General features: G+C 72.3%; 17 protein-coding genes. 6 read left to right on the forward strand and 11 right to left on the reverse strand.

The features are described from left to right. Positions 1-31: 31 nt before the first annotated feature. From ACIRDU_RS16695 to ACIRDU_RS16720, 6 genes are all read right to left on the reverse strand, one after another. Positions 32-1,564 carry a GMC family oxidoreductase gene (locus ACIRDU_RS16695; RefSeq protein ID WP_403579752.1) on the reverse strand — a complete coding sequence of 511 codons (1,533 nt, stop codon included), beginning with the start codon at positions 1,562-1,564 and terminating at the stop codon, positions 32-34. A 113-nt stretch (positions 1,565-1,677) separates the two neighbouring features. Next, the gene (locus ACIRDU_RS16700) at positions 1,678-3,198 is read right to left on the reverse strand and encodes an aldehyde dehydrogenase family protein (protein ID WP_403579754.1); all 1,521 of its coding nucleotides are present in this window, start codon (positions 3,196-3,198) and stop codon (positions 1,678-1,680) included. 275 nt (positions 3,199-3,473) lie between these two features. Beyond that, positions 3,474-4,463, reverse strand: coding sequence for a malate dehydrogenase (locus ACIRDU_RS16705; RefSeq protein ID WP_403579757.1), 990 nt, complete (start codon positions 4,461-4,463; stop codon positions 3,474-3,476). 333 nt (positions 4,464-4,796) lie between these two features. Next, entirely contained in the window at positions 4,797-6,119 is a 1,323-nt protein-coding gene (locus ACIRDU_RS16710) for a DUF2690 domain-containing protein (RefSeq protein WP_403579760.1), read from the reverse strand. A 386-nt stretch (positions 6,120-6,505) separates the two neighbouring features. Beyond that, a complete protein-coding gene (locus ACIRDU_RS16715; protein WP_403579763.1) occupies positions 6,506-7,033 on the reverse strand; it encodes a DUF3017 domain-containing protein in 528 nt (175 codons plus the stop codon). Next, positions 7,023-7,877 carry a bifunctional methylenetetrahydrofolate dehydrogenase/methenyltetrahydrofolate cyclohydrolase gene (locus ACIRDU_RS16720; protein ID WP_403579765.1) on the reverse strand — a complete coding sequence of 285 codons (855 nt, stop codon included), beginning with the start codon at positions 7,875-7,877 and terminating at the stop codon, positions 7,023-7,025. The genes ACIRDU_RS16715 and ACIRDU_RS16720 overlap by 11 nt, the downstream gene beginning before the upstream one ends. A gap of 275 nt (positions 7,878-8,152) precedes the next feature. Here ACIRDU_RS16720 and ACIRDU_RS16725 point away from each other — a divergent pair, with 275 nt between their 5' ends. Together ACIRDU_RS16725 and ACIRDU_RS16730 are read left to right on the forward strand one after the other, a co-directional pair. Then, on the forward strand, positions 8,153-8,731 hold the full coding sequence (locus tag ACIRDU_RS16725) for a hypothetical protein (RefSeq protein WP_403579768.1): 579 nt from the start codon (positions 8,153-8,155) through the stop codon (positions 8,729-8,731). A gap of 485 nt (positions 8,732-9,216) precedes the next feature. Continuing rightward, positions 9,217-10,959, forward strand: a complete 1,743-nt coding sequence (locus ACIRDU_RS16730) for a protein kinase (RefSeq protein ID WP_403579771.1) — start codon at positions 9,217-9,219, stop codon at positions 10,957-10,959. 95 nt (positions 10,960-11,054) lie between these two features. Here the strand turns inward: ACIRDU_RS16730 and purH are convergent, their stop codons facing one another. Continuing rightward, positions 11,055-12,617: a bifunctional phosphoribosylaminoimidazolecarboxamide formyltransferase/IMP cyclohydrolase gene (gene purH / locus ACIRDU_RS16735; RefSeq protein WP_403579774.1), complete on the reverse strand. Its 1,563-nt coding sequence runs from the start codon at positions 12,615-12,617 to the stop codon at positions 11,055-11,057. Beyond that, on the reverse strand, positions 12,614-13,252 hold the full coding sequence (gene purN, locus ACIRDU_RS16740; RefSeq protein WP_403579777.1) for a phosphoribosylglycinamide formyltransferase: 639 nt from the start codon (positions 13,250-13,252) through the stop codon (positions 12,614-12,616). The genes purH and purN overlap by 4 nt, the downstream gene beginning before the upstream one ends. Positions 13,253-13,557: 305 nt before the next feature. On the opposite strand from purN, the gene ACIRDU_RS16745 reads away from it, so the two are divergent. Next, positions 13,558-14,349, forward strand: a complete 792-nt coding sequence (locus ACIRDU_RS16745) for a hypothetical protein (protein WP_403579779.1) — start codon at positions 13,558-13,560, stop codon at positions 14,347-14,349. A gap of 4 nt (positions 14,350-14,353) precedes the next feature. On the opposite strand, the gene ACIRDU_RS16750 is transcribed toward ACIRDU_RS16745, so the two are convergent. Continuing rightward, positions 14,354-16,258, reverse strand: a complete 1,905-nt coding sequence (locus ACIRDU_RS16750) for a DUF6350 family protein (protein WP_403579782.1) — start codon at positions 16,256-16,258, stop codon at positions 14,354-14,356. Positions 16,259-16,354: 96 nt separating this feature from the next. Here ACIRDU_RS16750 and ACIRDU_RS16755 point away from each other — a divergent pair, with 96 nt between their 5' ends. Then, positions 16,355-17,620: a helix-turn-helix domain-containing protein gene (locus ACIRDU_RS16755; protein WP_403579785.1), complete on the forward strand. Its 1,266-nt coding sequence runs from the start codon at positions 16,355-16,357 to the stop codon at positions 17,618-17,620. 99 nt (positions 17,621-17,719) lie between these two features. On the opposite strand, the gene sucD is transcribed toward ACIRDU_RS16755, so the two are convergent. Continuing rightward, positions 17,720-18,604, reverse strand: a complete 885-nt coding sequence (sucD, locus tag ACIRDU_RS16760) for a succinate--CoA ligase subunit alpha (RefSeq protein ID WP_053674592.1) — start codon at positions 18,602-18,604, stop codon at positions 17,720-17,722. 21 nt (positions 18,605-18,625) lie between these two features. Beyond that, positions 18,626-19,804, reverse strand: a complete 1,179-nt coding sequence (gene sucC, locus ACIRDU_RS16765) for an ADP-forming succinate--CoA ligase subunit beta (RefSeq protein ID WP_403579787.1) — start codon at positions 19,802-19,804, stop codon at positions 18,626-18,628. Between the two features lie 562 nt (positions 19,805-20,366). Here sucC and ACIRDU_RS16770 point away from each other — a divergent pair. Together ACIRDU_RS16770 and ACIRDU_RS16775 are read left to right on the forward strand one after the other, a co-directional pair. Beyond that, on the forward strand, positions 20,367-20,585 hold the full coding sequence (locus ACIRDU_RS16770; RefSeq protein ID WP_403579790.1) for a hypothetical protein: 219 nt from the start codon (positions 20,367-20,369) through the stop codon (positions 20,583-20,585). A 78-nt stretch (positions 20,586-20,663) separates the two neighbouring features. Next, a complete protein-coding gene (locus ACIRDU_RS16775; RefSeq protein WP_403579793.1) occupies positions 20,664-20,981 on the forward strand; it encodes a hypothetical protein in 318 nt (105 codons plus the stop codon). Positions 20,982-21,562: the final 581 nt, after the last annotated feature.

The following is a 21,562-nucleotide window of genomic DNA, read 5'->3' on the forward strand; positions in this document are numbered from 1 at the left end:
GTCTGCTCCGTGGGGGGTTCGAGGGTCGCGGTCACCGGGAACCACCACCGATCAGCTCGGCGGCCTTCTCCCCGACCATGAGCACACCGATCATCGGGTTGACGGTGGTCATGGTGGGGAACACGGAGGCGTCGGCGATGCGGATGCCCTCCAGGCCGTGGATGCGCAGCTCGGGGTCGACGACGGCCAGCCGGTCGTCGGCGGCGCCCATCTTGCAGGTGCCGGCGGGGTGGTAGACGGTGTGCGCGACCTTGCGGGCGTACTCGCCGAGCTCCTCGTCGTTCGTCACGTCCGGCCCCGGGCACACCTCGCGCTTGAGCCAGCCTGCCAGCGGCTCGGTCTTGGCGATCTCGCGGGCGATCCTGATGCCGTCGACGAGGGTCTTGCCGTCGTAGTCGTCCTCGTCGGTGAAGTAGCGGAAGTCCAGGGCGGGCTTGACCTCGGGGTCGGCGCTGGTCAGGTAGAGCCGGCCGCGGCTCTTCGGCTTGGGGATGTTCGGGGTCATCGAGACGCCGAACTCGGGCCGCTCGTAGCCCAGTCGCTCCGGGTTGTCCGTGAACGGGATCTGGTAGAAGTGGAACATCAGGTCGGGGTGCGGCAGTTCGGCGTCGCGGCGGACGAACAGACCCGCGTCGGAGTCCATCGCGGAGTTCTCCGGGATGGGACCGTTCGTCTCCCACACGATGACCGACTCGGGGTGGTCGAGCAGGTTCTCGCCGACGCCCGGCAGGTCGTGCGTGACGGGGATGCCGAGCTTCTCCAGGTCGGCCTTGGGGCCGATGCCGGAGTGCATCAGCAGGCGGGGCGAGTCGACGGCGCCGGCGCACAGCAGGACCTCGCCCCGGGCCTTGACGAGAATCTCCTCGCCGTCCTTGGTGCGCACGTGCACGCCCTCGGCGCGGTTGCCGTCCAGCTCCAGCTTGTACGCCCAGGTCTCCAGCAGGATCGTCAGGTTGGGCCGCTCGTCCATCACCGGGTGGAGGTACGCCACCGACGCCGAGGACCGCTTGTTGTTCTCGGGGTGGTAGGCCAGGTCGAAGAAGCCGACGCCCTCAGTGAAGGGCTTCTTGTTGAAGCCGTCGACGCGCGGCACGCCCAGCGCCTCCTGGGCGGCGTCGACGAAGTCGCGGGCGATGGCGTTCCGGTCCTTCTCGTCGACCGGGACGATGTTGTTGAGCAGCCGGGCGAAGTACGCCTCCATCTGCACCGAGCCCCAGCCCTTGGCGCCGGCGGCCTCCCACTCGTCCCAGTCGGCGGGCAGCGGCTTGAAGGCGATCAGGGTGTTGTGCGAGGAGCAGCCGCCCAGGACGCGGGCCCGGCTGTGCCGGATATGCGAGTTTCCGCGTGGCTGTTCGGTGGTGGGGTAGTCGTAGTCGAGCTCGCCGCCGAGCAGGCCCATCCAGCGGCGCAGGGTCAGCACGTCGTCACGGCCGACGTCGCTGGGGCCGCCCTCGATGACGGCGACGGTGACATCGGGGTTCTCGGTGAGACGGGAGGCGATGACGGAACCTGCGGTTCCGCCACCTATCACGACATAGTCGTACTCATGACTGGTGTGGGACATGGCGTGCTTGCTCCAGTGGGGATGAAGTGAACGGGCTCAGGGATGGGGAACGTCAGCCCGGGGTGTGGGGGTCAGCCCGGGATGAGGTCGGCGGCCCTGAAGGGACTGGGGGGTCAGCCCGCGAACCAGCGCACCGGCTTCGGAGCGAGGTTCTGGTAGACGTGCTTGGTCTCTCGGTACTCGGCGAGTCCGGCCGGGCCCAGTTCGCGGCCCACTCCGCTCTTGCCGAAGCCGCCCCACTCCGCCTGCGGCAGATAGGGGTGGAAGTCGTTGATCCAGATCGTGCCGTGGCGCAGCCGGCCGGCCACGCGGCGGGCGCGGCCCGCGTCGGCGGTCCAGACGCCGCCCGCCAGTCCGTACTCGGTGTCGTTGGCGAGGGCAACGGCCTCGTCCTCGGTAAGGAAGGTCTCGACGGTGAGGACCGGTCCGAAGACCTCCTCCCGTACGACGCGCATCTCGCGGTGGCAGTGGTCGAGGACGGTCGGCTCGTAGAAGTAGCCGTTCTCGGGGCGCTGCGGGGACGGTTCGGGGCGCTTGCCGCCGGAGCGCAGCACCGCGCCCTCCTCGAGGGCGGACTGGACGTACATCTCGACCTTGGCGCGCTGCTGCTCGGAGACCAGCGGGCCGCATTCGACGCCGTCCTCGGTGCCGCGGCCGAGGCGGATCTTCTCGGCGCGCCGGGCGAGTTCGGCGACGAAACGGTCCCGGACGGACTCCTCGATGATGAGGCGGGCGCCGGCCGAGCAGACCTGGCCGCTGTGGATGAAGGCGGCGTTGAGGGCCTGGTCGACGGCGGTGTCGAAGCCCTCCTCGGTGGCGCAGGCGTCGGCGAAGACGACATTGGGGTTCTTGCCGCCGAGTTCGAGGGCGACCTTCTTGACGGTCGGGGCGGCGGCCTCGGCGACCTTGGTGCCGCTGACCAGCCCACCGGTGAAGGAGACCAGGTCGACGTCGGGGTGCTCGGACAGGCGGGCGCCGACGGAGTGGCCCGGGCCGGTGACGATGTTGGCGACGCCGGCGGGGAGACCGGCCTCGACGAGCAGCTCGATGAGCGCGATCGTCGTCATCGGGGTGATCTCGCTCGGCTTGACGACGAAGGTGTTGCCGGCGGCGAGGGCGGGGGCGATCTTCCAGCTGGCCTGGAGCAGCGGGTAGTTCCAGGGCGTGATCATCGCGCAGACGCCGACGGGCTCGTGCACGACGACGCTGTGGATGTCGGTCGAGCCCGCGTCCACGACCCGGCCGGGCGCCTCACCGGCGACCAGGTCGGCGAAGTAGCGGAAGGCGTCGGCTACGCAGTCGATGTCGACACGGCCCTCCTCGACGGTCTTGCCCGCGTCGCGGGCCTCCAGCCGGCCCAGCTCCTCGCGGTCCCGCACGAGCAGATCGGCGACGCGCCTCAGCAGTGCGGCACGCTCGGTGACGGGTGTGTGCGGCCACGGACCCTCGTCGAAGGCGCGCCGGGCGGCGGCGATCGCCAGATCGGTGTCCTTCTCGTCGCCCTCCGCGACCACGGCGAAGGGCAGGGCGTCCGCGGGGTCGAGGATCTCGCGGGTGGCCCCGGAGGTGGCCGCACGCCACTCTCCTCCCGCATGGATGGTTTCACGCGCCTGAAGTTCGGTACTTTCCGCCATGATCGCTCTTCGCCTTCCGTTCCTGATCAGCGCCCCTGTGTCACACACGTGTCACTAAGAGACCGAGTTCGCCTGCCCGACTCCCCCGGATGCATGCGCGTCGATGGCCGAAAGTGCGCTGTGTCACGGGAGATGTGGACAAACAGGAACAAAAGACACGTACCTTCGGGCACACCGGTCGTGCACATGCCACGAAGAGGGCATCGGAAAGCCCGCAGGCCCCGCACCGGAGAACCGGTGCGGGGCCTGCGGGCGAAGACGCGGAGAGGCTCCGGTCAGATGAGGCCGAGGCCGCGGACCGCCTCGCGCTCCTCCTCGAGCTCCTTGACGGAGGCGTCGATCCGGGCGCGGGAGAACTCGTTGATCTCCAGGCCCTGGACGATCTCGTACGTGCCGTCCTTGGTGGTGACCGGGAAGGACGAGATCAGGCCCTCCGGGACGCCGTAGGAGCCGTCCGACGGGATGCCCATGGAGACCCAGTCGCCGTCGGCCGTGCCGTTGACCCAGCTGTAGACGTGGTCGATGGCGGCGTTGGCGGCGGAGGCGGCCGACGAGGCGCCACGGGCCTCGATGATGGCGGCGCCGCGCTTGGCGACGGTCGGGATGAAGTCCTCGGCCAGCCACTTCTCGTCGTTCACGACCTCGGCGGCGTTCTTGCCGGCGACCGTGGCGTGGAAGATGTCGGGGTACTGGGTGGCGGAGTGGTTGCCCCAGATGGTCAGGCGCTTGATGTCGGCGACCGTCGAGCCCGTCTTCTTCGCCAGCTGGGTCAGCGCGCGGTTGTGGTCCAGGCGGGTCATGGCCGTGAACCGCTCGGCGGGGACGTCCGGCGCGGCGGCCTGGGCGATCAGCGCGTTGGTGTTGGCCGGGTTGCCGACGACCAGGACCTTGATGTCGTCCGCGGCGTGGTCGTTGATGGCCTTGCCCTGCGGCTTGAAGATGCCGCCGTTGGCCTCCAGCAGGTCGCCGCGCTCCATGCCCTTGGTGCGGGGGCGGGCGCCGACGAGCAGACCGACGTTGGCGCCGTCGAAGGCGACGTTCGGGTCGTCGGTGATCTCGATGCCCTGAAGGAGCGGGAACGCGCAGTCGTCCAGCTCCATGGCAGTGCCCTCGGCCGCCTTCAGGGCGGGCGTGATCTCCAGCAGGCGCAGCTTCACCGGCACGTCCGCGCCGAGCAGCTGACCGGAGGCGATGCGGAAGAGCAGGGCGTAACCGATCTGGCCGGCCGCGCCGGTGACGGTGACGTTCACGGGAGTGCGGGTCATGGCGTTCTCCGTATGACAGCTGGCGGTGGGGCGGGGTCCCTGCCCCGGACGTTTGATCGATCTCTTGGCGTCAAGAGATCCATCCAGCCGTCAGGCTATCGCGCATCCGGGATCCCGGACGTCCGGGTCGGTGTGGCCCAGCCCACAACCTTCCCCGTGTGGACACAAGAGGCGGCCGCCCGTCCGGGAGAGGAGGACGGAGGCGGCCGCCTGGGGGGGGATACCGACCATGCCGGACTCCCGTGGGGGTACGGTTCGCGTGCCCCCGATTCCGGCGGGCATTCCTCCCTTTCCGAAATTCCTCGCCCGGCCCGGGCGGGCCGCTGTGCACGCCTACTCGGTGCAGCCCCGCTGCCCGGCCGTCAGCGTCGCGCAGGCCTTGGCGTCGGCGGCGCCCTTCACGGCCACCATCGGGGTGTACGCGATTGTGTCCCCGGCCGCGGTGATGCTGCCGGACTGCTTCGCCTTGCCCGCGCTGATCTGCACCTCGTCGCCCTGTGCCGCCTGGGTGATGCGTCCCCAGGCCGCCTTGCAGGTCTCGCTGTAGCGGACTTCGACCGTGGCCGTGCCGACGGTCGCCGTCTGCGCGGTGGTCACCAGGTCACCGCTGCACCCCATGGCCTCCGCGTCCTTGCCGGTGCAGTCGTCGCCGCTGCACTTCACACCGGGCGGCAGCTTCGGGTCCGTGCTGACGGTCGGCGTGGGCGACGTGCCGCTGCCCTTGTTCTCGTCGTCGCCGGCGCCGCCGGTGAGGTAGAACGCGCCGGCGATCACCACGAGCACGCCCACGACACCCGCGAGGAAGGTCGCGGTCCGCTTCTTGCCCCCCGAGGCGGAGGGGGCGCGGCGGGTCCCGCCGGAACCACCGGCACGCCCGGCACCACCGCTACCGCCGGCCCGGGCCGGGACGGCGTCCTGCGGTTCGCCGTACGAGCCCGCCCCGGCGCCGGGAGTCCGGCCGGGGCCGCCGGGTGAGCCGGCTCGTGCCCCGGGGCCCGAGCCGGGCCGGGAGCCCCTGCCGGTGCCGGGACCCGCGGAGCGCCCGCCCGTCGGCGACGGGCCCTGGTACCCGGCCATTCCCCATGAGTTGACCTCGGACTCGGCGGCCCGGCCGCTCGCCTCCCGCGCATCCGCGCCGGTGGAGTCCTGGACCTCGGGGGCCGTCGGCTGCGGCGGCACGGTCGGGACCACACCGGCCGGTCCGGCGATGCCCGGCGTGACAGTGGTGCCGCCACCGCGGCGGGCGGGCTTGCCGCTGCCCGCGGAGGCCGCTCTGCCCTCCCCCGCCGAGGCCGCCTTGCCACCGGCCGAGGGGTCGGTGAAGTCCTGCCCGCCGAACTCCCCGAGCGCGGCGCGCGCCTGGGAGATCCGGATGGCCTCCATCGTCATGTCGTGCCGCATCTCCGAGCGGCTCCAGGCGCGCTCGGCGAGCTCCCACATGGTGGTCAGGTGCACCGGATTGGTGCCGGTGACCTCCGCCAGGGCCACGATCGCGCCCTTCGGCGCGAGCAGCCGGCCGTTCAGGTAACGCTCCCACGACGTCTTGCTGTAGCCCGTGCGGTCCGCCACCGACGCGATGCTCAGACCGCTGCGGTCCACGAGTCTGCGCAGCTGGCTGGTGAACTCCCTGATCTGTGGATCGAGCTCATCCGGCAAGGCCTTCCAACGAGGCATTGCTCCCCCTCTTCCCCCCGGTACGTGCTGATATTTCTCGCGCTGTTCGCCCCGCGCGTGGCGGCCTTGGCCGAGTCCCCGTTCTGGATACCCACAGGGATGCGCCCACTCAGGATCTCAGTTCCCTGACGGGGGGCGCACAGGAGCATGGTGACCGCGCGCGGTACACCCTGGACCGTCCCGATTGTCCACGCCAACCCCCCGCGGTTGCACCACTTCGTACCGAATCGGAAGCGGGACGTACCGGAACCGTCACTTCCGTGCCACAGCGCACTGACAGCCGTTGAACAGGCCGTTCGCGGTGCAGGAGGGTGAGGCGTGACGGCGGCCCGTCCTTCCTCGGGGGAGGGGACGGGCCGCCGGCCTCGTCACTCGTTGGTGACCGTGAAGTGCAGGGTGTCCTTGAGGAACGGGATCTGCAACCACGGATTCGGCTGTGCCATCAGCGCCAGCATGACGATCACCAGGCCCAGCGCGCCGTACGTGACGATGTCCGTGAAGCGCGAACGGACGGCGAGCATGCCGACGTCCGGCAGCAGCCAGCGCATCGCGCCGCCGCCCAGCAGGGCGACACCGATCAGCAGCGTCCCGAGCCGGAACTGGCCCAGCGCGGTCACCAGCAGCCCGAGCCCGGCCAGCCCCAGCACGGCGAGCACGGGCCACTGCCGCGCCGGCGCGGGCGCGTCCCCGGACGCGGCCCGGCCACCGCCCTCGGGCCGCGCGGTGTCCTTGGTGAACAGGGGGAAACGCCGGGTGACCCGCCGCGGCCGCCCTTCGGCGTCGGGCGCGCTGATGGGGTCCCGGACGGTGAGCTCCTCCGGCGTCTCGTCCCCGCTCGGCCTCTCGTCCCCGCTCGGCGTCTGGTGTTCGCTCGGGGCCCGGTGCTCAGCCGACACTGCGCTCCGCCGCCTCGACCACGTTCACGAGCAGCTGGGCGCGGGTCATCGGGCCGACTCCGCCGGGGTTCGGGGAGATCCAGCCGGCGACCTCGGCGACGTCGGGGTGGACGTCGCCCACGATCCTGCCCTCGGCGCTGCGGGAGACGCCGACGTCGAGGACGGCCGCGCCGGGCTTCACGTCCTCGGCGCGGATCAGATGGGCGGAACCGGCCGCGGCGACGATGATGTCCGCGCGCTTGAGGTGCGCCGACAGATCACGCGTGCCGGTGTGGCACTGGGTCACGGTCGCGTTCTCGCTGCGGCGGGTGAGCAGCAGCGGCATCGGCCGGCCGATGGTCACGCCACGTCCGACCACCACGACCTCGGCGCCCTTGATCTCCACGCCGTAGCGGCGCAGCAGCGTCAGCACACCGTTCGGGGTGCAGGGCAGCGGGGCGGGCTCGTTGAGGACGAGGCGCCCGAGGTTCATCGGGTGCAGCCCGTCCGCGTCCTTGTCCGGGTCCATCAGTTCCAGGATGCGGTTCTCGTCGATGCCCCTGGGCAGCGGCAGTTGCACGATGTAACCGGTGCAGGCCGGGTCCTCGTTCAGCTCGCGGACGGCCGCCTCGATCTCCTCCTGGGTGGCCGTGGCGGGCAGTTCGCGCTGGATGGAGGCAATGCCCACCTGCGCGCAGTCGCGGTGCTTGCCGGCGACGTACTTCTGGCTGCCGGGGTCGTCCCCGACCAGGATCGTGCCGAGGCCGGGCGTGACGCCCTTCTCCTTCAGCGCCGCCACGCGGGCGGTCAGATCGGACTTGATCGCGGCTGCGGTGGCCTTGCCATCGAGAATCTGGGCGGTCATGGCCCCATCCTCGCGGATGACCCCGCCACGGTTCCAATCCGACCGCAATCCGGGCACCGCGGGGTCCGTCCGCCCGTATCCGCCCATGATCAGCGATGTTGCACTTGCACAACACATCGGGAATGCGGCTGGACAAGCCGGTCAGTGGTGAAGAACGATGACCTGACAAGTGCCGCGGGCAGCTCAACGGGGGGACGGTCGCAATACTGAAGATTTTCCTCCGTGCGGATGTCACGCGTCGTCCCCGCACTCGGACCAACGGAGGAAAGTCCCCCATGAGCTACGGCGACCCGAACAACCCCTACGGCGCTCCCCAGGGGCAGCAGCCGCAGCAGCCGGGCTACGGTTACCCGCAGGACCAGGGACAGACTCCTGGTTACGGCTACCCGCAGGCCCCTCCGGTGTCCCCCTACGGCGGCCCCGCCGCGCCGACCACGATGCCCGGCTCGGTGAGCGCGGCCCGCGTGATGATGTGGGTCATCGTCGGTCTCCAGGTCGTCGGCATCGCCGTCTTCGCCTTCGCCGCCGCGGCCCTCAACGCCGCGAAGGACGACGAGTCCCTCAAGGACAACACCGCCTTCCAGGACCTGGTCGGTGACTCGACCGGCGTGATCTGGGGCTACGTGGTGTTCGGCCTGGCCTGGCTGGTGTTCGCGGCCGTCCTGGCGACGAAGTTCAAGAACGGCGGCAACGGCGCCCGGATCACGATCCTGGTCTTCGCCATCATCACGGCGGTCCTCGGCATCTACCCGTTCCTTGTGGTGGGCCTGGTGCACACCGTCCTCGCCATCCTGGTGGCCGTCTTCGTGGGCAACGCCAACGGCAAGGCCTGGTTCAACCGCCCCCGCTACTGAACGGACCCGGTCGATCGGCCCGGTTCACGCCCATCACTTCCAAGGGCCGTGTCTCACCCGTACGAGGGGGGCACGGCCCTGGTGCGTCGCCCTGGTCTGACGGTGGTGGCTGTCCCGCCCGCCGAGTCGATCCCGGCGGTGGGCGGCTACCTGTGCTGGATCGCACCGCGCCTGCACGAGGACTTGCGGGCGACCGGCGCGTCCTGATCGCCTCCGCGTACCCCACCTCGTACCGGACGGTGAAGGCCACGCGCGGCGTGCCCCGGACGTGACCGCCTACGCCGACCGCGTCGCCCAGGTTGGGGACCCCCAGGCCGGCTCGGTCCACGGCTGACGGCACAAGTACCCGAGCACACAAGTGATCTGCGGCCCGCCGGATATCCGGCGGGCCGTTCGCGTGGACGGTAGCCTTCGGTCAAACTGCCGTGCGATTGCTCGTCGCGAGACCGCAGCACATCGGGGGACCCATGTCAGACCAACGGCCGATGCGGCCGCATTCCCCGGCGTCCCGGGACGCCGCGTTGGAGCAGGCCGGCGCGAGTCCGTTACGTCCCAGGGACCCGGAGCAGATCGGCCCCTACTTACCGCTCGGGCTGCTCGGCAGCGGCGGCATGGGCCGCGTCTACCTCGCCCGCCCCGCCGACGACACCGCCGGTCTCGCCGCCGTCAAGGTGATCCGCCCCGAGTACGCCGAAGACCCCCGGTTCCGGCGGCGTTTCGAGCGGGAGGCCTCCGTGCACACCCGGCTGCGTACGCCGCACGCGCCGCCCCTGCTCGGCAGCGGGTTCGAGGACGAGTTGCTGTGGATGGCGACCCGGTACCTGCCCGGCCTCAACCTCGCCGACGCCGTCCGCGAGTGCGGTGCGCTCGAGCCGGCCGGGGTGTGGCGGCTGGTGGCGGAGCTGGGGCGGGCGCTGTCGGCGCTGGACGCCGCCGGGGTCGTACACCGGGATCTCAAGCCGTCCAACGTGATCCTGTCGCCGCAGGGCGCGCACGTCATCGACTTCGGCATCGCGCAGGCCGTCGACAGCAGCTCGATCACCATCACCGGCAACCGGGTCGGCACCCCCGCCTACATGGCGCCCGAGTACCTGCGCGAGGGCCGCTGCGACACCGCCTCCGACGTCTTCTCTCTCGCGTGCTCGATCGCCTACGCCGCCACCGGACACGCCCCCTTCGGGGAGGGCACGGGCGTGGACGTCATGCACCGGGTCGCCTTCGAAGAGCCCAAGCAGGAGGTCATGACCGGACTGACGGCCGCCGACCCCGCGTTGGCCGCGCTGCTGTCCGCCTGCCTCGCCAAGGACCCGGGCGGGCGGCCCACCCCGCAGCAGTTGACCGACGCGGCCGCGGCGGCCGGCCACGGCCCCACCTCCTCCTGGCAGGAACCGCTGGCCACCCGGCTGCTCGACCGGCAGCGGGGCTGTCAGCTGCTGGAACGTTCCTCCGCCGAGGAGACGGGCCACCTCCGTGCGCCGACGCCGCCGGAACGGCACGGCGGCCCGGCGACGTCGCCCGTTCAGGACGCCCCTTCCGCCGCGCCCCCCACCGGCGAGCACGCTGACCGCCGTAGGCGAAAGGCGCCCCATCTCGCCATCGCGGCCGTCATCGCCGTGGCCGCCGTGGCCGCGGGCGCCTTCTTCCTCACCCGCCCGGACCTCGACGACAGCGCCTCGGCCTCGCCGACGGCCTCCACCGGCGTCACCCCCATCGACCGACCGGCCTCGGTCGTGCCCGGCTCCTCCGCCTCGCCCTCCGCCACCGAGGAGAAGAAGCCCGGCACGAAGGAGGTGACGCAGGAGGCGTGGGAAGACGCCGACAAGGATGCGTCCGGGAAGGCGGGCAGTGCCGGCGGAGCAGGAGCCACCCCGGGCGGTGGCGCCACCGCCCCCTCCGGCAGCGGCGATACCGGGAGCGACAGCGGCGGCAGCGCCCCGGCCCCCGCCCCCACCAGCACCGCGACGAAACCCGCCAACCCGCCCTGGATCGCCCGGTGCACCCACTACTCCGGCACCGAACTCACCCGGCGCGGCGACCGTGGCCCGCGCGTCGTGCAGGTGCAGTGCATCCTGACCGAACGCGGCTACGGCCTGGGCGGCACGGGCGTGGACGGCCAGTTCGGCAAGGGCACCGACGCGGCGGTGCGGACGTTCCAGCGCGCCGCGGGACTGAGCCCCGACGGCAAGGTCGGACCCGACACATGGGCGGCCCTGCGCAGTGCGAAGTGACGGGTGTGCCGGACGGCCCCCGGCCACGGCCCGGCAACGGCACAGCCCGAGGATTGCCACCGGCACTCTCGGTGGAACCCGCTCCACCGGCACTCTCAGTGGAAGAAGTGCCGCGTCCCCGTGAAGTACATCGTGACGCCGGCCTTCCGCGCGGCCTCCACGACCAGTTCGTCGCGGACGGAACCGCCGGGCTGGACCACGGCCTTCACTCCGGCCTCGGTGAGGATCTCCAGGCCGTCCGGGAAGGGGAAGAACGCGTCGGACGCGGCGTACGCCCCCGCGGCGCGCTCGGCACCCGCCCGCTCGACGGCGAGCTTCGCGGAGTCCACCCGGTTGACCTGACCCATGCCGACGCCCACCGAGGCGCCGTCCTTGGCGAGCAGGATCGCGTTGGACTTCACCGCGCGGCAGGCCTTCCAGGCGAAGGCCAGCTCGGCCAGCTCGGCCTCGCTCAGCGCCTCGCCGGTCGCCAGCGTCCAGTTGGCCGGGTCGTCACCGTCGGCCTGGAGGCGGTCAGTCACCTGGAGCAGCGCGCCGCCGTCGATCGGCTTGACCTCCACGGGGGCGGAGGGGCCGTCGGCGCAGCGCAGCACCCGGATGTTCTTCTTCTTGGTGAGGGCTTCCAGGGCGCCGTCCTCGTAGTCCGGCGCGACGATGACCTCGGTGAAGATCTCCGCGACCTGCTCGGCCATCTCCTTGCTGACCGGGCGGTTGACCGCGATCACACCGCCGAACGCCGACAGCGGGTCACAGGCGTGCGCCTTGCGGTGCGCCTCGGCGACATCCGCGCCGACGGCGATGCCGCAGGGGTTGGCGTGCTTGATGATCGCGACGCACGGCTCGGCGTGGTCGTACGCGGCACGGCGGGCGGCGTCCGTGTCCGTGTAGTTGTTGTACGACATCTCCTTGCCGTGCAGCTGCTCGGCCTGGGCGAGGCCGCCCGTCCCGGAGACGTAGAGCGCCGCGGGCTGGTGCGGGTTCTCGCCGTAGCGCAGGGTGTGCTCGCGCTCCCAGGTGGCGCCGAGGAAGTCGGGGAACTGCGACTCGTCGGCGGGCGCGTAGGAGGAGGCGAACCAGGAGGCGACGGCGACGTCGTAGGCGGCCGTGTGCTGGAAGGCCTCGGCGGCGAGCCGCTTGCGGGTGGCCAGGTCGAAGCCGCCGTTCTGCACGGCGGACAGGACGTCGGCGTAGCGCGCGGGGCTGGTGACGACCGCGACCGACGGGTGGTTCTTCGCGGCGGCCCGGACCATCGAAGGACCGCCGATGTCGATCTGCTCGACGCACTCGTCGGGCGAGGCACCGGAGGCGACGGTCTCGCGGAACGGGTAGAGGTTGACGACGACGAGGTCGAACGGCTCGACACCCAGATCGGCCAGCTGCCGCTGGTGGGCCTCGAGGCGCAGGTCGGCGAGGATGCCGGCGTGGACCCGGGGGTGCAGGGTCTTGACGCGGCCGTCCAGGCACTCGGGGAAGCCGGTGAGCTCCTCGACCTTGGTGACGGGGACGCCGGCAGCGGCGATCTTCGCGGCGGTGGAGCCGGTGGAGACGAGCTCGACCCCGGCCTCGTGGAGCCCGCGCGCGAGGTCCTCGAGCCCGGTCTTGTCGTAGACGCTGACGAGCGCCCGGCGAAGGGGCCGCTTGTTGCTCTCGGCGGTCACTGGATAACTACCTTTCGTCCCTCAATGCGATGGCCGTTGCGGGCGAGGCGCCCCACGACCTCGACGAGCAGCCTTCGCTCGACTTCCTTGATGCGCTCGTGCAGAGCGCCTTCGTCGTCCTCGTCCCGGATCTCCACCACGCCCTGCGCGATGATCGGTCCGGTGTCGACGCCGTCGTCGACGAAGTGGACGGTGCAGCCGGTGACCTTGGCGCCGTACGCGAGCGCGTCCCGCACGCCGTGGGCTCCCGGGAAACTGGGCAGCAGGGCGGGGTGCGTGTTGACGAACCGCCCGCCGAACCGCGCGAGGAACTCCTTGCCGACGATCTTCATGAACCCGGCGGAGACGACGAGATCGGGCTCGTGCTCGGCGACGGCCTCGGCGAGGGCGGCGTCCCACTCCTCGCGGCTGCCGTGGTCCTTGACCTTGCACACGAAGGTCGGCAGCCCCGCGCGCTCGGCACGCGCCAGCCCCTCGATGCCCTCGCGGTCCGCGCCGACTGCCACGATCTCGGCCCCGTACTCCTGCGCGCCGGCTGCGGCGATCTCGTCGAGCAGCGCCTGGAGGTTGGTGCCGGATCCGGAGACCAGCACGACGAGGCGCTTGACGCGCGGGGCCACGGGCTTGGCGGCCACGGTGGGGGCCTTTCTCGGGGGAACGTTCGTCCAAGGTGGCCGACGCTCAACGTTTTGTGCATTCATACGAATGCTTTGCGTCCCCGGATACGGGGAAGCCTACGAACCGGCCGACCGTCAGCAACGATACCGGCACACCGGACGGCCCCCACGGGACGGGGGCATGGCCGGAAGGTAGCGTCTGGGCGGAGCCGGTTCGGGAACGACGTCCGGACGTGGTGCGTTCAGGAGGTGACGGACCCGGGTCCGACGCCGTTCCGTTCTGTCCACTCATTCCTCCTCACCAACGGGAAGACGCTCACTTGATGCCGGACCGCAGCCTGCGACTCCTCACGTTCCCCCAGCCGTCGCCGCAGGGAGGGGAGCGCGGCGCCGTGCTGCTGCGGGAGCGCCCCAGCTCACCGCCCGACGCGCCTTCGGGCGGCGACGGCGGGGACGAGCGGGGGCGCGGGTCCCAGGAGGACAACCCCTTCGCCCCGCCGCCCGAGGGCGCGCCGGACCGGCCCTGGCAGCCGCGGCGCCCGTCGGGTGACGACTCCCAGGGCTCCCGGGACGGTGGCGGGCGGGACCGCTCGCCCTGGGGCAGCCAGTGGAGCGACCAGCAGCCCGGCCGCTCCCCCGACGGCTTCGGCGACCGCCCCCGCGGCGGGCCCGAGGGCCAGGGCGGCCCCCAGAGCGGCGGCCCGAACATGCGCTGGGACCCCGCGGACCCCGCGCAGCGCCGGGCGCGCTATGCCCTGCTGTCGGGCATGTGGGCCTTCTTCTTCGCCCTCTTCAGCTGGCCGTACGTGGCCCTGCTGCTCGGCGCGCTCGCCCTGTACTGGGCCATCAGCTCCCTGCGCGCCAAGCCTCGCAGGCCCGGCCCGGACTCCCCGGCCCCCGAGCAGCAGGGCGGCCGCCCCCAGACGACGGCGGCGGTGAGCGGCCTGGTCACGGCGTCCCTGGCGATCGCCCTGGTCGCCGCGTCCTTCACGGCGCAGCTGGTCTACCGCGACTACTACACGTGCACCAACGACGCGCTCACCAACCAGGCGAAGCAGTCCTGCTCCGAGCTTCTGCCGGAGGAGCTCCGGGGGCTGCTGGGGACGAACGACTGACGCCTCAGGGGCTGTCCGGCGGGGAGGACCGGTCGGGCGGGGCCGGAGCGTCGTACGGCCCCGGGTCGGACGACAGGACGTCGTAGCGCGCGGAGCCCGCCTCTCGGTCCTGGTCCTGGTCCTGGTCCTGGTTTTGGTCCAGCCAGCCGTACAGGGCGTCGTGTTCGTCGGGCGCGCAGGGCCGGTCCGGCTCGGGGTCCGCGGCGTGCGGCGGCTGGGTTGCGCCCGTCGGTGAGGCGTCGCGCCCGAGACGTCCCAGGTCCCCGGCACCGCGGACGACTCCGGGACCGGACACGTCCCAGTAAGCTCCGGTGTCCGCGTTGCCCCAGTAGATTCCGGCATCCTCGTCGCCCCCGGCTCGTCCGGTTCCCCGAGCTCCCTCGGCGGCTCCGGCGCCCCCGTCCACCCCCGCGATCCCGGCGACCGCGGTGCGCGTGATCCGACCGCGGCCGGACCCCGACCCGTTCCGCAGCCGCCCGGCCCCCTGGGCGCCCTGGGCGGTGTCCTCCCGTTGCCTGCCGACCTTCGGGTCCTCCGCCCGGGGCGACCGGCCCCGCCGGGCCCGTACTGCCACCGCCGTCGGGACCGCCAGCAGCCCCAGCCAGGCCAGTGTCGCGGCGGCGACCTGCCACCACACCGGGCCGAAGCGCGACAGCGCTGCGGAACCGAGCGGGCCGCCCGACAGCGCGGCCAGCACCCCGAGCACCACCGCGCACAGCACCGCCGCCAGCGCCGCGGCACGGGCGGTGCGGCCGGCCGACCAGACCGCGGGCCGTGTGCCGGCTGCACTGCCCGGCCTCGTCCCGCCGCGCTCCGCGGATGCCGCGCCCCTGGCCACCGTCCAGCCCACGACCACCCCGGCGACCACCGGCACCGCCCCGGCCGCCCAGTGCACCGGCGCCCCCGCCCCCGCCCCCGGCACCGCCGCCAGCAGCGGAAACGGCGGCAGGAACGGGGCCGGTGCCGAGGACAGCGGGCCGACCGCGTGGCCGGCGCCGAGGGCGAAGCCCGGGCCGAGGGCGTAGGCGGCGCCCCACACCGCCGCGTTCGGGACCAGGGCCACACACAGCAGCAGCACGGCGAACCGCCCCGACCACCCCTCGGTCAGCCGGAGCAACGATGCCTGGGTCGTCGCTCCGTGCCACACCAGCGACACCGTCACGAGCAGCGCACCGCCCCCGAGGAGCACCGCCACCCCGGCCGCCGCGGCCCGGGCGGCGACACCCGGGCGCCCGTCCGGGCCGAGCACCAGTGGGCGCACCCCCCGCGGGAGCACGCCCAGCAGCCCTCGCAGCGGCCTGCCCGGACGGCCGTACGCCGACCACACGCCCGACCCCGCCGCCACGACGGCGACCAGCGGGACGGACACCCCCGTCCACACCCACGACGGGCGCAGCACACCGCCGGCGGCGTAGAGGGCGGCGGGCGCGGCGACGGCGAGGTAGCCGAGGACGATGCCCGCCCACGCGGTGCGGGGGGAGACCAGGGGCGGGATCGCGACCGGCTCGACGTCCTCCCCGAAGTCGTCGTCCCCCTCCCCTCGCCCGCCGTCCGTGGCGTCGCGTGCCGCCCGGTGCAGCAGCCACACCGGCAGCGTCAGCAGCAGCAGGGGCGCGATGCCCATGGGGGCGGGAACGCCGGAGAGCGTGTCGGTGCGGACCAGCTCGGCACCGTGCGCCAGCAGCCACAGCGCCGCCGCCACGTGCATGGCGCCGCCGGGCCCGCTGTCGGGGTACGGCGAGCTGATCCACAGCAGCATCACGAGCACGGCGAACGACGCGAGCCCCAGGCCTGCCGCGAGCGCACCACCCATGAGGCCGCCGACCAGTCCGGGCGAACGGTCGCGCATCCGGGTGAGCAGGGGCGAGGACGAACGTCGGCGAGCGGTCATCTCGATCACGACCGCCATGCTCCCAACGACACGCGCTTTCCCGTCGTAACAGGCGAACCACCGCTGTGTCGCTCAATATACGTTTATGTACTTTTCCGGACGGAGGGGCGCCCTGTGACACAGAGCCCTGCCATCCCCCTCCCACCACCCAAGGAACGCCGACGCCTGCGCGAGGCCGCCTCGCTGACGCGGGCTCAGCTGGCCTCCCGGGTGGGCGTCACCAGCGAGACGGTGCGCGGATGGGAGACCGGCCGCTCCACGCCCCGCGGCCGCAAAGGGGAGAAGTACGCGAGGCTGCTCAACTCCCTGGGGGGCGAAGGGGAGATGGCTTTCCCTCAGGAAGGCGCCGCCGACGTCGTCGATCCGGCACCGGCACCCGGGCCGGCGTCTTCTCGGCGATCCGCCCGGGCCCGGCGCACGACGGCCGCCACCGACCGCAAACGGCCCGCCGCGAAGGACCGGGCCCGAGGCCCCGTCACCGTCCCCGACCGGAGCCGCACCCCCGTCCCGCACGGGCACCACGTCATCCTCACCGACCGCCCGCGCACCAGCTCACCGCGCCGGCCGGACGACGCCGTCGACGCCCTGACCCCCGACGAGGCCTTCGACGCGCTGTACGCCTTCTGCGCCCCCGCGCTCGTCCGGCAGACCTACCTGCTGACCGGCCGCCGTGAACTGGCCCGGGTGTCCGTGGAACGGGCGTTCCAGATCGCCTGGCAGCGCTGGCCCGAGGTGGCCCGCGACCGCGACCCGGCGGGCTGGGTGCGCGCGATGGCGTACGAGTGCGCGCTCTCCCCGTGGCACCGCTTCAGGCCGCGCTACCGCTACCCCGAGCCGCCGCCGCCCGACGCCTCCGACCGCGCGCTGCTGGACACCCTGCTGGAGCTCCCGCCGTCCTACCGCCGCACGCTGGTGCTCTACGACGGGGTCGGGCTCGGCCTGCCGGAGACGGCGGCGGAGACGGAGGCCAGCACCCGCGCCGCCGTTAACCGGCTGGCGCACGCGCGCGAGGCGGTCGCCGAGCGGCTGCCGGAGCTGGCGGATCCGGAAACACTGCACTGGCGGCTGGTCGAACTGGCCTCCACCGAGCGGTTGCGGGCTTCCACACCGCTGACCGTCCGGCAGGGCGGGGAACGCCGGGCCCGCTTCTGGACCCGGGCCGCCATCGCCTTCACGATCGCCCTGATCGGCACCACGGCCCTCACCGCCCGCACGGCCCCCACCCACTACGAGCCACCGGTACCGGCCGGAGAGACGGTTCAGGGCGTGCCGCCACCGGTCGCGCCCGGACCGCTGTCGGAGTCGGAGCGGGACCTGCGCGCGAAGCTGCGCAAGGAGGAGCAGAAGGGGCCGGACCGGTTGCTGCCGCAGCCCCGGTGACGGGCCGGTGAGCGCGGATACGGCGGTGGGCCCGCTCCCCGTACGGGGAGCGGGCCCACCAGTGCGCGCCACGGCGTCGTTCAGCCGGCGAGGCTGTCCTCAGTTGCCGAGGATGGCGCGCGCCAGCTTGGCCGTCTCGGTCGGGGTCTTGCCGACCTTGACGCCGGCGGCCTCGAGGGCCTCCTTCTTCGCGGCGGCCGTGCCGGAGGAGCCGGAGACGATGGCGCCGGCGTGGCCCATGGTCTTGCCCTCGGGCGCGGTGAAGCCCGCGACGTAGCCGACGACCGGCTTCTTCACGTTCTCCTTGATGAAGGCCGCGGCCCGCTCCTCGGCGTCGCCGCCGATCTCACCGATCATGACGATCAGGTCGGTGTCGGGGTCGGCCTCGAACGCGGCGAGCGCGTCGATGTGGGTCGTCCCGATGACCGGGTCGCCACCGATGCCGACGGCGGAGGAGAAGCCGATGTCACGCAGCTCGTACATCATCTGGTACGTCAGCGTGCCGGACTTCGAGACCAGGCCGATACGGCCCGGCTTGGTGATGTCGCCCGGGATGATGCCGGCGTTGGACTGGCCCGGCGTGATGAGACCGGGGCAGTTCGGGCCGATGATCCGGGTCTTGTTGCCCTTGGACACGGCGTACGCGTAGAACGCGGCCGAGTCGTGGACGGCGATGCCCTCGGTGATGACGACCGCGAGCGGGATCTCGGCGTCGATGGCCTCGACGACGGCGGCCTTGGCGAAGGCCGGCGGGACGAAGAGGACGGACACGTTCGCGCCCGTCTTCTCGATCGCCTCGGCGACCGTGCCGAAGACCGGGATGTCGTTGCCGTCGATGTCGACGGACGTGCCGGCCTTACGGGGGTTCACACCACCGACGATGTTCGTGCCGTCGGCCAGCATGAGCTTGGTGTGCTTCATGCCCGTGGCACCGGTCATGCCCTGGACGATGACCTTGCTGTCCTTGTTGAGGAAGATAGCCATGGCTGTTTAGTCCCTCGTCCCTTACTTCGCAGCCGCGAGCTCGGCGGCCTTGTCGGCCGCTCCGTCCATGGTGTCCACGCGCTGCACCAGCGGGTGGTTGGCGTCGGAGAGGATCTTGCGACCCAGCTCGGCGTTGTTGCCGTCCAGACGGACGACCAGGGGCTTGGTGACGTCCTCGCCCTTGTCCTTGAGCAGCTGCAGCGCCTGCACGATGCCGTTGGCGACCTCGTCGCAGGCGGTGATGCCGCCGAAGACGTTGACGAAGACGGATTTGACGTCCGGGTCGCCGAGGATGATCTCCAGGCCGTTCGCCATGACGGCGGCGGAGGCGCCGCCACCGATGTCGAGGAAGTTGGCGGGCTTCACGCCACCGTGCGCCTCACCGGCGTACGCGACGACGTCCAGGGTGCTCATGACGAGACCCGCGCCGTTGCCGATGATGCCGACCTCACCGTCGAGCTTGACGTAGTTGAGGTTCTTCTCCTTGGCGGCGGCCTCGAGCGGGTTGGCCGCGGCCTTGTCCTGGAGGGCCTCGTGCTCCGGCTGACGGAACTCGGCGTTCTCGTCCAGGGAGACCTTGCCGTCCAGGGCGATGACCTCACCGGAGGCGACCTTGGCCAGCGGGTTGACCTCGACCAGGAGGGCGTCCTCCTTGATGAAGGTGTCCCACAGCTTGACCAGGACGTTCACGACCTTGTCGGCGACCTCGGCCGGGAACTTGGCGGCCGCGACGATCTCGCGGGCCTTCTCCTCGGTGACACCCTCGTTGGCGTCGATCGGCGTCTTGGCGACGGCCTCCGGACGGGTGGCCGCCACCTCCTCGATCTCCATGCCGCCCTCGACGGAGGCGATGGAGAGGAAGGTGCGGTTGGCCCGGTCCAGGAGGAAGGAGACGTAGTACTCCTCCACGATCTCCGGGGCCGTCTCGGCGATCATCACCTTGTGGACCGTGTGGCCCTTGATGTCCATGCCGAGGATGTTGGTCGCGTGCTCGACCGCCTCGTCGGGGGTGGCGGCGAGCTTGACTCCACCGGCCTTGCCACGGCCGCCGACCTTCACCTGGGCCTTGACGACGGACTTGCCACCGAGGCGCTCGGTGGCTGCGCGGGCCGCCTCAGGCGTGTCGATGACTTCACCGGCCAGCACCGGTACATCGTGCTTGGCGAAGAGGTCCCTCGCCTGGTACTCGAACAGGTCCACGCGCTTCCGTCCCTATCAGTGATCTCGCGGTTCGTTGTCTGCGTGGGCGTGCCGCGAGGGCAACGTGACGTCCGCTGTCTGTCACAAGGGAGGCGCACACGGTGTCCGAGCGCGCGGCATGTCCGTCTCGCAGGTTATCGCTGCTTGCGGGGGGCCTCTAAATCGAGGGTCACACCTGAGCGGTGATACCTGTCACATGATGCCGCGCTCTCTGGCACGGCGTGCCGGTTGTGAGGGGCGGGTGAGGTACGGGGTGAGGGGCCTCACCGGGCTGGGGTTGACCCGGTGAGGCCCGCCGAACACCTCCGAAGGAGCACCGAGGGCCTGTTCAGGGCCCGGCTTTCGGGGGCGCGGGCCGGGTGATCCCCACCCCTATGGAGACCACCCGGCCCCCTCCACGAGGTTTTCGGCCTCGGACAACCGACGGCTTTCGGCCGTCCGGGCGTGAGGCCTCGTGAAGCGGCTGGGGGGAGGGGCGCCGAGGCCACGCCGGGCGGACCTACGGCGGAGCGGCCTGGGGGAAGAGGGGGATGTCCCCCTGGCTGCCCCGGGAGCCGCCCGCGTGGGTGCGGACCACGGCCCCGGGCACCGCCCCGCGCGGCGCCGGGAGGCCCGGCGTGACGGCATGGGCGTCACCGTGACGCGACGACCCGCTGTCGGCCATGACCCGATTCCCGACCGCGCCGTCGGGACAGCCGCCGGCCGGCTGATCGGCATGCGCGGACGCGTGCACGTACGGGCCGGTATGGCCGGGGCGGCTGAGGTGGCCGGGGTGGCCTGACTGGCGGGAGTGACCGGCGTGGACGCAGTGGCTGTGACTGGCGTGGCCGGGGTGGTCCCCGCGTCTGACCTGATGGGGGTGACTGGACTGACTTGCGTGGACGACCTGGTGCTCGTGGCCCCGGGCTGCGCCGCCCGGCGCCCCGGTCCGCCTCGGCAGGGCAGGCTCCCGCACGGCCGCCCTACCCGACGGCAGGCCAGCCGTGACCGGCCCGGGGAGGGGTCGGCGCGGGAGCGCCGGGTGGCCGGGGAGGGGACGGCGCAGGAGCGCCAGGTGGCCGGGGAGCAGGGGGAACCCGGGCGCTCCCGGGAGCACGACGTGGTCGCCGGGCGGGATGGGCAGGGCTGGGAGCGCGGGTGGGTCTGGCGGTCGGGGCAGGTCTGGCAGCGGCGGTGAGTGGGGCAGCACCGGCACGGTGGGGAGCGCGGGCTTGTCCGGCAGCCGTGGCACGGCAGGCAGCACGGGTGGGTCGGGCAGCCGCGGCAGGCCCAGCAGCGGCGGTGAGTGGGGCAGCACCGGCACGGTGGGGAGCGCGGGCTTGTCCGGCAACCCTGGCAGATCCTTCAGCGCGAGTGAGTCCGGGAGGCCGGGCAGGCTCAGGAGGTCGGGCAGTTCCGGGTGCGACGGGGGCTGGGGCAGCTCCGGGTGCGACAGGGGCTTGGGCAGCTCCGGGTGCGATGGAAGCCCCGGCCGCTCCGAGGGCGACGGCTGCTCGTGAAGCGTCGGCTGCACCAGGCGCGACTGCTTGAGGAACCCCTGGCGCTGCGGCTGCGTCGGTCGCTCGGGCGACGGCGACGGCACCTTCGGCTGTGTGTCTCCCCGCCTCTCTCCCACCGCCTCCCCCACGTCACCCGCAGCCACAGGGTCCCCCACGGCCCCCGTGACGGGAACGCCACGGACTCGGGCCGGCCGGTGAGCGTCCGGTCGGATCAGGCGCCGCGGGTCGCTGACGACCTGCCCGGCGCGGCCCTCCGGCC

Source organism: Streptomyces sp. NPDC093598, assembly GCF_044764825.1.
GTDB lineage: Bacteria > Actinomycetota > Actinomycetes > Streptomycetales > Streptomycetaceae > Streptomyces.

What these genes read in the sequence shown, in the direction of transcription:
- ACIRDU_RS16695 (WP_403579752.1), bottom strand. Translation starts at nt 1,564, where the DNA reads ATGTCCCACACCAGTCATGAGTACGACTATGTCGTGATAGGTGGCGGA.
- ACIRDU_RS16700 (WP_403579754.1), bottom strand. Translation starts at nt 3,198, where the DNA reads ATGGCGGAAAGTACCGAACTTCAGGCGCGTGAAACCATCCATGCGGGA.
- ACIRDU_RS16705 (WP_403579757.1), bottom strand. Translation starts at nt 4,463, where the DNA reads ATGACCCGCACTCCCGTGAACGTCACCGTCACCGGCGCGGCCGGCCAG.
- ACIRDU_RS16720 (WP_403579765.1), bottom strand. Translation starts at nt 7,877, where the DNA reads ATGACCGCCCAGATTCTCGATGGCAAGGCCACCGCAGCCGCGATCAAG.
- ACIRDU_RS16725 (WP_403579768.1), top strand. Translation starts at nt 8,153, where the DNA reads ATGAGCTACGGCGACCCGAACAACCCCTACGGCGCTCCCCAGGGGCAG.
- ACIRDU_RS16730 (WP_403579771.1), top strand. Translation starts at nt 9,217, where the DNA reads ATGCGGCCGCATTCCCCGGCGTCCCGGGACGCCGCGTTGGAGCAGGCC.
- ACIRDU_RS16745 (WP_403579779.1), top strand. Translation starts at nt 13,558, where the DNA reads ATGCCGGACCGCAGCCTGCGACTCCTCACGTTCCCCCAGCCGTCGCCG.
- ACIRDU_RS16750 (WP_403579782.1), bottom strand. Translation starts at nt 16,258, where the DNA reads ATGGCGGTCGTGATCGAGATGACCGCTCGCCGACGTTCGTCCTCGCCC.
- sucD (WP_053674592.1), bottom strand. Translation starts at nt 18,604, where the DNA reads ATGGCTATCTTCCTCAACAAGGACAGCAAGGTCATCGTCCAGGGCATG.